Here is an 11,491-nt window from a genome sequence, read left to right on the forward strand (position 1 = left end):
TGTGAAAAGCGTCCGCTCCGGCGGGCGCTTTTTTTGTTCGAGGCGCCCGGCAAGGGGGTTGCATTTGAGCAACAGTGTTTCCATCTGATGATCAAGGCCCGGTGCCGGAGGCTCGCCGCAAGACGGGGGCATTCACCAGCCGGGTGCTTGAAAACAAAGGAGAATACGACCGATGGACATGGAGAAGTTCACGGAGAGGTCGCGCGGCTTCCTGCAGGCGGCGCAGACCATCGCGATGCGAGAGGATCACCAGCGCATGGTGCCCGAGCATCTTCTGAAGGCCCTGATGGACGACGATCAGGGGCTTGCGAGCAACCTCATCCGCAAGGCCGGAGGCGCGCCCGAGCGCGTCATCGAAGCCGTCGACGCGGCGATTGCGAAGCTGCCCAAGGTGAGCGGCGATTCCGGCCAGATCTACATTGATACCTCGACGGCAAAGGTCCTCGACGAGGCCCAGAAGATTGCGAAGAAGGCGGGCGACAGCTTCGTCCCCGTCGAGCGCATCCTGACTGCGCTGGCCGTCGTGCGCTCCGGCGCGAAGACGGCGCTGGAGGCGGGAGCCGTGACGGCGCAGAACCTCAACGGCGCGATCAATGACGTCCGCAAGGGCCGGACGGCGGACAGCGCCAGCGCTGAGGAGGGCTACGACGCGCTCAAGAAGTACGCGCGCGATCTCACCGAGGCGGCGGAGCAGGGCAAGATCGACCCGATCATCGGCCGGGACGAGGAAATCCGGCGCTCGATGCAGGTCCTGTCCCGCCGGACGAAGAACAATCCCGTCCTCATCGGCGAGCCCGGCGTCGGCAAGACGGCCATCGCCGAAGGTCTCGCGCTGCGGATCGTGAACGGCGATGTGCCCGAGAGCCTGCGCAACAAGCGTCTCATGGCGCTCGACATGGGCGCGCTGATCGCCGGAGCGAAGTATCGCGGCGAGTTCGAGGAGCGCCTGAAGGCGATCCTGTCCGAAGTCACCGCCGCTGCTGGCGAGATCGTTCTCTTCATCGACGAGATGCACACCCTTGTCGGCGCGGGAAAGGCGGACGGGGCGATGGATGCGTCCAATCTTCTGAAGCCCGCCCTTGCGCGGGGGGAGCTGCACTGCGTCGGCGCCACCACGCTCGACGAGTATCGCAAGCACGTCGAGAAGGACGCGGCCCTCGCGCGGCGGTTCCAGCCGGTCATGATCGAGGAGCCGACGGTGGAGGATACCGTCTCCATCCTTCGGGGCATCAAGGAGAAATACGAGCTGCACCACGGCGTGCGGATCTCCGATAGCGCGCTCGTCTCGGCCGCGCAGCTGTCCCACCGCTACATCACGGACCGCTTCCTGCCCGACAAGGCCATCGACCTGATGGACGAAGCCGCGTCGCGCCTCCGGATGGAAGTGGACAGCAAGCCGGAGGAGCTGGACGCGCTCGACCGGGAGATCCTGCAGAAGCAGATCGAGTCGGAGGCTCTCCGCGCCGAGGACGACCAGGCCTCCAAGGACCGTCTGGAGAAGCTCGAGCGTGAACTCGGCGATCTGCAACAGCGCTCCGCCGAGATGACGGCGAAGTGGCAGTCCGAGCGCGATCGCCTCGAAGGCTCGCGCGAGCTGAAGGAACAACTCGACCGGGCCCGCGCGGATCTCGACATCGCCAAGCGGGAGGGCAACCTCGCCCGCGCCGGCGAGCTGAGCTACGGCATCATCCCGCAGCTCGAGAAACAGCTCGCGGAGGCCGAAGGCGCCGACGGCGACATGATGGTGGAGGAAGCCGTGCGGCCCGAGCAGATTGCCCAGGTCGTGGAGCGCTGGACCGGAATTCCGGTCTCGAAACTCCTCGAGGGCGAGCGGGACAAGCTCCTGCGGATGGAGGATGCCATCGGGCGCCGGGTGATCGGTCAGCGTCAGGCGGTGCGCGCCGTCTCCAACGCCGTGCGCCGGGCGCGCGCGGGGCTGAACGACGAGAACCGTCCCCTCGGCTCCTTCCTCTTCCTCGGGCCGACCGGCGTCGGCAAGACGGAGCTGACGAAATCGCTGGCGGAGTTCCTGTTCGACGACGACAGTGCGATGGTGCGGATCGACATGAGCGAGTTCATGGAGAAGCATGCCGTCGCCCGCCTGATCGGGGCGCCTCCGGGCTATGTCGGTTACGACGAGGGCGGCGTCCTGACGGAAGCCGTGCGGCGCCGGCCTTACCAGGTGGTGCTGTTCGACGAGGTGGAGAAGGCGCATCCGGATGTCTTCAACGTCCTTCTGCAGGTGCTCGATGACGGGCAGCTCACGGACGGGCAGGGACGGAAGGTGGACTTCAAGCAGACGCTCATCGTGCTGACCTCGAACCTCGGCGCGCAGGCGCTCAGCCAGATGCCCGACGGCGCCGATCCGGGGCCGGCCAAGCGGGACGTGATGGACGCGGTCCGGGCGCACTTCCGGCCCGAATTCCTGAACCGCCTCGACGAGACCATCATCTTCGACCGGCTTGGCCGGGAGGACATGACCGGGATCGTGGATATCCAGCTCGGTCTCCTGCAGAAGCGCCTCGCGCATCGGGGGATCTCGCTGGAGGTGGACGAGGCCGCGAAGCGCTGGCTGGCCGACGAAGGCTACGACCCGGTCTTCGGGGCGCGACCGCTCAAGCGGGTGATCCAGCGGGCGCTGCAGGATGAACTGGCCGAGATGATCCTCGCCGGGGACGTCTCGGACGGCGAGACGCTGACGGTCGGCGCCGGGGCGGAAGGCTTGCTCATCGGCGACCGCGTGGCGTCGTCCGGACGCGGCAAGCCGGAGGACGCGGTAGTCCACTGAAAGCCGCTCGAAGGCAGCAAGACGGGGCGCGGTTTCGGCCGCGCCCTTTTTCGTGCGGGGGGAGGGACCGGGCCCCGTGGGGCGGAAGGCCAGGGAAAGCCGTCGGCCATGGCGGAGCTGGGCCGAGGCGAGATCAGATGACGCTGCGCAGGAAGGAGTAGAACCGGCTATCGTTGATGCGGCTCCAGTTGATGCGCATTCCCGGGGCATACGGCCCGTCGCCCGTGCGAAAGAGGCGGCCGGGCGCCAGGAAGATGCCCTGCGCCGCCGCCTGCCGGGCTAGCTCCAGGTCGTCCGCGCCCTCCGGCAGTGTCACCCAGCCATAGAGCCCGCCATCGGGCGGCGCGAACAGCTCAAACCCCATCTCCGCGAGCCGCGCCATCCCCTCGTCCCGGTTGGCGCTCAGTCGCCTGGCCATGCGGGTCCGGATTTTCTCATGCCGTCGGCTGCGGATGATATCCACGATGGCGCGCTCGGTATGGCTGGAGCTGTTCACCGCGAGGATCATCTTCAGTTCGGCGAGACTGGCGGCGATCTCCGCGCTCGCGATGACGAACCCCGAGCGGAACGAGGGCGATAGCGTCTTCGAAAAGGTGCCGATCTGGATCACCCGCTCGAAGAGGTCGAGCTGCGCCAGACGCGTGCCGCCCACCCCCGGCAAATCGATGAAGGGATCGTCGTCGATCACCAGCATGTCCTTCCGGTCCGCGACCTGAAGGATCGCGTGAGCGGTGGGCAGATCTATGGAGCAGCCGGTTGGGTTCTGAGCAAGCGACTGGGTGAAGAAGATCCGCGCCCGGTGCCGGGTGGCCAGCTCTTGAAGCGCGTCCGGATCAGGGCCGCGCGGGGTGCGCGGGACGCCGACGACGTTCACCCCCGCCAGTCGCAACTTGGCGAAGAGCGGGTAGTAACCGGGATCGTCCGCAAGGACCGTATCGCCCGCCCGGGCAAAGCGGCGGATGACCAGATCGAGCGCATGGTTCGCGCCGAAGGTGGTGACGATCTGCGCCGGACTGACCTCGATCCCCGAAGACAGCTGTGCCGCCGCGATGCTCTCCCGCAGGGAAAGAAGTCCATGCGGCGTCCCATAGCCCCCTTCGCCTGTCGGCAGGGTCACGCCGGGGACGGAGCTCAGCAGCCAGGTTTCAGGTGGCCGCCCGTCCCCCACCAGCACCGTATAGGGACGATCGAGCTGGGCATGGAGGAGCGAAACGATGTCGCTGGCTTCCCGCAGGTTCGCGGGCTCCGCGTCCTTGGACGAAAGCTGCGCAACGAAAAAACCGGCCCCCTGTCGCGAGGTGACGAGGCCATGCGCGACGAGCCTGTCATAGACGGTCACCATGATGTTCTTGGACACGCCGTATTGCTGACAGGACTGCCGGAGGGACATGAGGCGCGTGCCTTCGGCGAGATCGCCCGTGGCGATCCGATGCTTGAGCGCGTTGAAGATACGGTCTGTCTTGGTCTGGGCCATGCCGAGAGTGTCTCTACTACACTATGGGTACAGTACAGGTTCAATTTCACTATCTGTACCAATACAAACCCCTCGGCTTTCGCGATGGTGCCCGCCGGATGAGGAGAGCACGACATGGCCGACACAGCAGGCACCCTGCCCACCGAGAACCGCGCCGGCTCCGGATCGCGCATCGAAGGCATGCGCGACATGGAGCCTGCCGAACGCCGGAGCGCCGTCACGGCGGCCGCCGGTCTGGACCAGGCCGTGGAAGCCGCCTTGTCGGGCGACGACATCCTGCCGCTCGCCACGGCGAACGGGATGATCGAGAACGTCATCGGCAAGTTCGAACTGCCGCTCGGCGTCGCCACCAACTTCACCGTCAACGGCCGCGAGCACCTCGTGCCCATGGCGGTCGAGGAGCCCTCGGTGGTCGCTGCGGCGTCGTACATGGCAAAGATCGCGCGGAGCGGGGGCGGGTTCACGGCCTCCTGCACGACGCCGATCATGCGCGCGCAGGTCCAGATCGTCGGGCTGTCCGATCCGCAGGGCGCCCGCGCCCGCATCCTGGCTCGCCGGGATGAACTCATCGAGATGGCCAATTCCCGTGACACAGTGCTCGTAAGCCTCGGCGGCGGCTGCAAGGATATCGAGGTTCACGTCTTTCCGGAGACCCCGATCGGGCCCATGGTCGTACTGCACCTCCTCGTCGATGTGCGGGACGCGATGGGTGCCAACACGGTCAACAGCATGGCCGAGATGCTCGCGCCGCGCGTCGAGGAGATCGCCGGCGGCAAGGTTCGCCTGCGCATCCTTTCGAACCTCGCCGACCGCCGCCTCGTCACCGCCTCCGTACGGATCCCCGAAGAGGCGCTGACGACCAAGACGATGACCGGCGCCGACGTGGCACAGGGCATCGTCGAGGCATGTGCGCTTGCAATCATCGACCCCTACCGCGCCGCCACCCACAACAAGGGCATTATGAACGGGATCGATCCCGTGGTCGTCGCCACAGGCAACGACTGGCGCGCCATCGAGGCGGGCGCCCATGCCTATGCCGCGCGTAACGGGCGGTACACCTCGCTGACAGCGTGGGAAATCGACCGCGACGGTGCGCTGGTCGGCACGCTGGAACTGCCGATGGCGCTTGGCATTGTCGGCGGCGCGACCCGGACCCACCCGGCTGCGCAGGCGGCGCTCAAGCTGATGCAGGTCAGCTCGGCCGATGAACTGGCACAGATCACCGCCGCGGTCGGACTCGCACAGAACATGGCGGCGCTGCGCGCGCTTGCGACCGAAGGCATCCAGCGCGGTCACATGACGCTTCATGCCCGCAACATCGCCATCACCGCCGGCGCGACCGGCGCAGAGATCGACCGAGTGGCCAAGGCCATCGTCGCAGCGGGGGACGTCAGCGTCGCCCGTGCAAAAGAGGCGCTGGAGGGCGTCTGAGAATGACATCAGGGAGGAACACCATGTCCAATTCGACCCGGCGCAGCATTCTGCGCCTCGGAGCTGCCGGTCTGGCCGCTCCCGCCATCGTCGCCGCCACCTCCGTCCGTGCCCAGGGCACGACGAGCTGGCGCATGCAGGCCCTCTGGGGCGGCGGCACCACGCCGATGCTCTACGAGGAAAAGTTCTGCGAGCGCGTTGCGGAGCTGACGGGCGGCACCCTCGAGATCACCCCCTTCGCGGGCGGTCAGATCGTGCCATCGGCGCAAGCCTTCGACGCGGTTCGCGGCGGGGCCTTTCAGATGATGAAGACCTTCGACGGCTACACCGCCGGCAAGATCCCGGCGCATGGCTTCTCGTCCACCGTTCCCTTCGGCTTCCCCGACGCGGACCAGTACGAGGCGTGGTTCTACGAGCGGGACGGCATGGAGCTGGCCCGGGAAAGCTATGCCCCGGCCGGGCTGACCTATGTCGCCCCCACCGTCTACGGCGAGGAGCCGATCCACTCGCGGGTGCCGATCTCCAGCATCGCGGATCTGAACGGCCTGAAAGGCCGCTTCGTCGGCCTCGCCTCTGCCGTGATGGGCGATTTCGGCGTCTCCGTCTCGCCCTTGCCGACGTCCGAGGTCTATTCCGCGCTCGACAAGGGCCTCATCGACATCGCCGATCGCGGCGACATCAAGGCGAACTACGAGGAAGGCCTCCACGAGGTCGCCAAGTACCTCGTCCTGCCGGGCTTCCATCAGCCCACCACGGCGACCTCCTATGTCGCCAACACGCGGGCCTATGATGCGCTCGACGACCAGCAAAGGGCAGCGCTCGCCGTCGCCGCGCGGGAAGTCTCGGGCGCCCTGAGGCAGAACATTCTCGTCGCGAACGGCGAGTACCTGGCCAAGTTCCAGGAGGCCGGCGTCGAGATCATCGACCTCGACCCGCAGGACATCGCTGACAACCGCGGCAGGGCGGTCGAAAGCTGGAAGAAGAACGCGACGGACGATCTGTCGACCCGGATGATGGAGTCGCAGATCGCGCTGATGGAAGAGCTGCGCCTTCTCTGACAGTTTCTCGTCAGCTTCCGGCCCTGTCGCATTGCGGCAGGGCCGACCTGCATCTTGCCGGAGATCATCATGCTGCACCTCTCACGGGGCATAACCGCGCTCAATCGCGGTCTGTTCGCTGCCGCGAAATGGCTCGTCTACGCTATCGTTCTGCTGATGCTGTGGGAGGTTCTGTCGCGCTATTTCCTGGCCTCCCCCACGTCCTGGGCGCCTGAACTCGCGACATTGATCTTCGGACCATTCTTCCTTCTGGGGGGACCGTATCTTCTTCATCTCGGCGGGCACGTGGCCGTCGATATCGTCTCGGCACGGGCCACGGGCAACCTTGCGACAATCCTGCGGCTCGTCGCGCTTCTCCTCGCCGCCGCGTTCGGCGCGATTCTGCTGTGGTTTGCCGTGCCGCTCGCCTGGCAGAGCTTCAGCTACGGCGAGACAAGCTATTCGGCGTGGAATCCGATCATCTGGCCGGCCAAGTTCTTCCTGCCGCTGGCGGCGCTGCTTCTGCTCCTGCAGGCGCTGGCCGATGCGATCCTTGTCATCGCAGACGAGGAGGCCGCGTGATGGAAAGCTCCATGATCCTCACCTTCATGTTCGTCTCGCTCGTTCTGTTCATGCTGAGCGGCGCGGGACTGGCCTTTGTTCTCGGCGCCATCGCCTTCATCTCCACGATCTTCCTCTGGGGGCCGTCCGCCCTCATCGTGGCGGTCCTCAACACCTTCGAGACGATGACGTCGGAAAGCCTCATGGCGATCCCGCTTTACGTCTTGATGGCATCGATCCTGCAGAAATCCTCGATCATCGATGCGCTCTACGATGCGATGGAGACGTGGTTCGCGCGGGTGAATGGCGGCCTGGCCGTGGGGACCATCGCGATCTGCACCATCCTCGCCGCGATGACCGGCGTCGTCGGTGCGGCCGTCGCGGCGATGGGCATCCTCGCTCTGCCGTCGATGCTGGCGCGGAGATACTACCCGCCGCTGGCCCTCGGCGCGATCTGTGCCGGCGGTACGCTCGGCATCCTGATACCGCCGTCTGTCGTGACCATCGTCTACGCGATCACCGCCCAGATCTCGATCGGTCAGATGTTCGCCGCGGGTATCGTACCCGGCCTCATTCTGGCAGGCAGCTACGTCGCTTACATCCTCATCCGCACCTGGATCAATCCGGAGCTCGCGCCGAAGCCGGACGACATCCAGGATATTCCGCTGAGGGTGAAACTCTCGAAGCTGAAAAGCCTGATCCTGCCGGCCTTCGTCGTCATCGGCGTACTGGGCTCGATCTATGCCGGCATCGCCACACCGACCGAAGCTGCTGCCGTGGGCGTTCTGGGCGCCGCTGCCTCGGCGCTCGTCACCGGCCGCTTCAATCTCACCATGCTGTCGGACAGCGCGACAGACACGTTGCGGGTCACCGCGATGATCCTCTGGATCACCATCGGCGCGCGGGCCTTCATCTCCACCTTCGTCGCCACGGGCGGCGCGGATTCCCTTCTCGGCTACGTGGAGACGCTGGAAGCCTCCCGCTGGCTGGTGCTGGGGGCGATGGTCCTGATCCTGATCTTCCTCGGCCTCTTCCTCGACGAGATCGGGATCATCCTGCTCTGCGTCCCTGTCTTCCTGCCCATCGTGAGGTCACTGGGCTTCGACCCGCTCTGGTTCGGCGTGCTGTTCATGATAACGGCGCAGATGGCCTATATCACCCCGCCCTTCGGCTACACGCTGTTCTACCTGAAGGGGGTGCTGCCCGATAATATCGGTATCGGGCAGGTCTATCGCGGCGTGATCCCGTTCTTCATCATCCAGGTCGCCGTCCTGATCCTGTTCGCGCTGGCGCCGGGTCTGGTGACATGGCTGCCAGAGGCGCTGGCCGCCAATGCGAGGTGACGTGATGGCACCGGACGTGACGCTTTTCGAGGTCGGACCCCGCGACGGCCTGCAAAGCCGCGGAGAGATGGTGACCACGGCGGACAAGATCGAGCTTGTCGACACGCTGTCCCGCACCGGCCTGCGCAAGATCGAGGCGACGAGTTTCGTCGCTCCCCGCTGGGTGCCGCAGATGGCCGATGCGCCCGAGGTCATGGCCGGGATCTCGCGAATGCCGGGCGTCACCTATGCGGCCCTGACACCGAACTTGAAAGGGCTCGAACGGGCACTGGCGGCGGGCTGCGATGAGGTCGCGATCTTTGCCGCAGCCTCCGAGGGGTTCAGCCGGGCCAACCTCAACTGCTCCATCGCGGGGAGCTTCGAACGCTTCGCCCCGGTGCTGGACCGCGCCAAAGCCTCGGGGACGCCCGTGCGCGGCTACCTCTCCACCGTGATCGCATGCCCCTATGACGGCCCGACGGCCCCGGAGGATGTCGCCCGCTGGACGCGGCGCCTTCTCGAGGCCGGCTGTTACGAGGTCTCGCTCGGCGACACGATCGGCGCCGGGACAGAGGAGACATTGAACGCACTTCTGGACCGCCTTCTGGAGGAGGTCGGAGCGGACAGGCTCGCCGGTCATTTCCACGACACGTCCGGCCGCGCCACGGATCTCGTGAGCCTGTCCCTGGACCGTGGCCTCCGCACCTTCGACGCCTCCATCGGCGGTCTCGGCGGCTGCCCCTACGCCCCCGGCGCCCCCGGGAACGTCGATACGCGGCGGGTCTTGGAGGTCATAGAGGCCCATGGCCTGACCCACGGCGTTGACATGCGGGCGCTCGAGAGCGCCGAGACCGTCGTTCGTGCGATCGGTGCCGTCTGAGAAGACGTGACTTGCCCCGCGTATCGTGGGCGACTTCTCGGCTGAAGCTGAAGCAAACCGGCCATGGGGGGCTGCACCGCCTCCACCTTCTCGAGTGGGGCAAAAGCGCCACCTCGGATCGGCCGTTGGACGTGGCTGCGCCGGACAAGGTCTGGCCGCTTCTCCAAGCTGCTCGAGCGCGTGAGGATCAGACCGCCGCACCTGCCGGACCCGCCAGGACGCCCGGCGAGACGCCTTCAACGAGATCCAGATGTCCTCCGCCCCGACGCGCAAGCGCGCGCCGAAACGGAGCGCCGTCGCCACTCGCATTCGAGCGTCAGCGGAACCGGAGGCACGCGCGCGGCTTGGACGCGCGGGGCTATTCAGCTTGCAGGCGCGCTGGCGCATCACGAAGCTGCACCCGGACACTTTGATCGAATGGAGAGCGAGCATGCTGGAAAGTCTTGGATGGGCGGGGGTCGCGCTGCAGATCATGGCGCTGACCTTCGTCTTCGTGATCGGCGCAGCCGTCCTCGCGGCGCTCGTCCTCTATATCGTGGACCGCAGTCAATCGAGGGACGCCATCCGCCGGAACTACCCGGTCATCGGACGCTTCCGGAAGATCTTCACCGAACTTGGCACCTTCTTCCGCCAGTACTTCTTCGCGATGGACCGGGAGGAATTGCCGTTCAACCGCGCACAGCGGAACTGGGTCGATCGCGCCTCCAAGGGGAAGAGCAACGTCGCCCCCTTCGGCTCGACGCGGAATATCGCGCTGCCCGGCACCACGCTCTTCGCCAACGCCGCCTTCCCGCCGATCGACGACCAGTACGCGGCCTCCGAGCCCCTGCTCATCGGCCCCGGGGCGCGGACGCCCTACAACGCGAACTCCTTCTTCAACATCTCCGGCATGAGCTACGGCGCTCTCTCGGCTCCGGCCGTGCGTGCGCTCAGCCGCGGGGCAAAAACGGCCGGCATCTGGATGAACACGGGCGAGGGGGGGCTTTCGCCCTACCACCTCGAGGGCGGCTGCGACATCGTCTTCCAGATCGGAACAGCCAAGTACGGCGTGCGCACGCCCGACGGCGCCTTGTCGGACGAGAAGCTGAGGGAGATCGCAGGGCACGAGCAGGTCCGCATGTTCGAGATCAAGCTCGCGCAGGGCGCGAAGCCCGGGAAAGGCGGCATCCTTCCCGCGGAAAAGGTCGGCGAGGAGATCGCCCGCATCCGCGGCATCCCGGTCGGGGAAGCCTCCATCTCGCCCAACCGGCACCCGGAGATGAAAGGCTGGACCGACCTTCTCGACATGATCGACCATGTCCGGGAGGTGACGGGCAAGCCGGTGGGCATCAAGACGGTGATCGGGTCCGTCGAGGTCTTCCGCGAACTCTTCGAGGCGATCAGGGAGCGCGGTGCAGCCTCGGCGCCCGACTTCATCACCATAGATGGCGGGGAAGGGGGCACAGGTGCCTCACCGCAGCCCCTGATGGACCTCGTCGGCATGCCGATCCGGGAAGCGCTGCCCCACGCCGTGGACCTGCGGGACGAGTTCGGCCTGCATGATCGGATCCGCATCGTCTCGAGCGGCAAGATGGTGAACCCCTCCGATATCGCCTGGGCCATCGCGACGGGGGCGGACTTCGTGACCTGCGCCCGCGGCTTCATGTTCTCGCTCGGCTGCATCCAGGCGATGCGCTGTCACAAGAACACCTGTCCCACGGGGGTCACCACGCACGATCCGCATCTGCAGAAGGGACTGGTCGTGCGCGAGAAGGAAGACCGCGTCGCAAACTATGCCGCGCAGATCGTGAAGGAGGTGGAGACCATCGCCCATTCCGTCGGCGTGTCCGAGCCGCGGCAGCTGCGCCGGCGGCACATGCGGATCGTCCTGCCGGATGGGCAGACGAGGCCGATGAGCGAGCTCTACCCGTCCGTGATGCCCGAGCCGAAGCCGGAGACGTCGCCGGATGCGGCGTGACTCGCTAACCTTCCCCTAGGTCCCCCTTCGCCGGAGCACTT

General features: G+C 66.4%; 8 protein-coding genes. 7 read left to right on the plus strand and 1 reads right to left on the minus strand.

Translation table 11 applies throughout. The features are described from left to right. Positions 1-172: 172 nt before the first annotated feature. Complete coding sequence (gene clpB, locus RM543_RS17180; RefSeq protein ID WP_311693903.1) at positions 173-2,788, plus strand: ATP-dependent chaperone ClpB; 2,616 nt, start codon at positions 173-175, stop codon at positions 2,786-2,788. A gap of 133 nt (positions 2,789-2,921) precedes the next feature. Here clpB and RM543_RS17185 read toward each other — a convergent pair whose 3' ends face one another. Then, positions 2,922-4,262 carry an aminotransferase-like domain-containing protein gene (locus RM543_RS17185; protein WP_311693905.1) on the minus strand — a complete coding sequence of 447 codons (1,341 nt, stop codon included), beginning with the start codon at positions 4,260-4,262 and terminating at the stop codon, positions 2,922-2,924. Between the two features lie 114 nt (positions 4,263-4,376). On the opposite strand from RM543_RS17185, the gene RM543_RS17190 reads away from it, so the two are divergent. The 6 genes from RM543_RS17190 (at position 4,377) to RM543_RS17215 (ending at position 11,450) form a co-directional block, all read left to right on the plus strand. Then, a complete protein-coding gene (locus RM543_RS17190; RefSeq protein ID WP_311693907.1) occupies positions 4,377-5,693 on the plus strand; it encodes a hydroxymethylglutaryl-CoA reductase, degradative in 1,317 nt (438 codons plus the stop codon). Between the two features lie 23 nt (positions 5,694-5,716). Continuing rightward, on the plus strand, positions 5,717-6,751 hold the full coding sequence (dctP, locus tag RM543_RS17195; RefSeq protein ID WP_311693909.1) for a TRAP transporter substrate-binding protein DctP: 1,035 nt from the start codon (positions 5,717-5,719) through the stop codon (positions 6,749-6,751). Positions 6,752-6,820: 69 nt separating this feature from the next. Next, entirely contained in the window at positions 6,821-7,312 is a 492-nt protein-coding gene (locus tag RM543_RS17200; protein WP_311693911.1) for a TRAP transporter small permease subunit, read from the plus strand. Then, positions 7,312-8,634: a TRAP transporter large permease gene (locus RM543_RS17205; protein WP_311693913.1), complete on the plus strand. Its 1,323-nt coding sequence runs from the start codon at positions 7,312-7,314 to the stop codon at positions 8,632-8,634. Before RM543_RS17200 ends, RM543_RS17205 begins: the two co-directional genes overlap by 1 nt. A gap of 4 nt (positions 8,635-8,638) precedes the next feature. Further along, positions 8,639-9,493, plus strand: coding sequence for a hydroxymethylglutaryl-CoA lyase (locus RM543_RS17210; protein WP_311693915.1), 855 nt, complete (start codon positions 8,639-8,641; stop codon positions 9,491-9,493). 430 nt (positions 9,494-9,923) lie between these two features. Further along, on the plus strand, positions 9,924-11,450 hold the full coding sequence (locus RM543_RS17215) for an FMN-binding glutamate synthase family protein (protein ID WP_311693917.1): 1,527 nt from the start codon (positions 9,924-9,926) through the stop codon (positions 11,448-11,450). Positions 11,451-11,491 lie beyond the last annotated feature (41 nt).

The sequence above is a fragment of the Tropicimonas omnivorans genome (genome assembly GCF_031846565.1).
In the GTDB taxonomy this organism is placed as follows: Bacteria; Pseudomonadota; Alphaproteobacteria; order Rhodobacterales; family Rhodobacteraceae; genus Tropicimonas_B; species Tropicimonas_B omnivorans.

What these genes read in the sequence shown, in the direction of transcription:
- clpB (WP_311693903.1), top strand. Translation starts at nt 173, where the DNA reads ATGGACATGGAGAAGTTCACGGAGAGGTCGCGCGGCTTCCTGCAGGCG.
- RM543_RS17185 (WP_311693905.1), bottom strand. Translation starts at nt 4,262, where the DNA reads ATGGCCCAGACCAAGACAGACCGTATCTTCAACGCGCTCAAGCATCGG.
- RM543_RS17190 (WP_311693907.1), top strand. Translation starts at nt 4,377, where the DNA reads ATGGCCGACACAGCAGGCACCCTGCCCACCGAGAACCGCGCCGGCTCC.
- dctP (WP_311693909.1), top strand. Translation starts at nt 5,717, where the DNA reads ATGTCCAATTCGACCCGGCGCAGCATTCTGCGCCTCGGAGCTGCCGGT.
- RM543_RS17200 (WP_311693911.1), top strand. Translation starts at nt 6,821, where the DNA reads ATGCTGCACCTCTCACGGGGCATAACCGCGCTCAATCGCGGTCTGTTC.
- RM543_RS17205 (WP_311693913.1), top strand. Translation starts at nt 7,312, where the DNA reads ATGGAAAGCTCCATGATCCTCACCTTCATGTTCGTCTCGCTCGTTCTG.
- RM543_RS17210 (WP_311693915.1), top strand. Translation starts at nt 8,639, where the DNA reads ATGGCACCGGACGTGACGCTTTTCGAGGTCGGACCCCGCGACGGCCTG.
- RM543_RS17215 (WP_311693917.1), top strand. Translation starts at nt 9,924, where the DNA reads ATGCTGGAAAGTCTTGGATGGGCGGGGGTCGCGCTGCAGATCATGGCG.